Consider the following 255-nt stretch of genomic DNA (forward strand, 5'->3'; position numbering starts at 1 on the left):
TCGTGCCATCGTAGATATCCAGATCGAGCGTCACGCCGACCGCGTTGACGTTGCCGGCCAAAATGCCGGAGATGAGGTCGCGCAGCCGGAAAGAGGCATCCACCCACCCCAACAACGCGCCGCGGCGCTCAGCCATGGTGCCGTGCGCCATGCCAGGCCGGTAGACCGGCAGGAACAGCAATACGCCACCGCCGCCGTCACCAGCGGACTCTTGCACCAGCTGCGTGTGCCCAGACAAGATGGCCTGGTCATTGT

At 64.7% G+C, this 255-nt stretch carries 1 protein-coding gene; it reads right to left on the reverse strand.

Annotation, left to right across the window (positions count from 1 at the left end):
• A partial coding sequence (locus H3H36_RS27965) for a CHASE domain-containing protein (protein ID WP_182220998.1) occupies nt 1-255 on the reverse strand: 255 nt, incomplete at both ends.

It is taken from the genome of Rugamonas fusca (genome assembly GCF_014042365.1).
Classification (GTDB): Bacteria; Pseudomonadota; Gammaproteobacteria; order Burkholderiales; family Burkholderiaceae_D; genus Rugamonas; species Rugamonas fusca.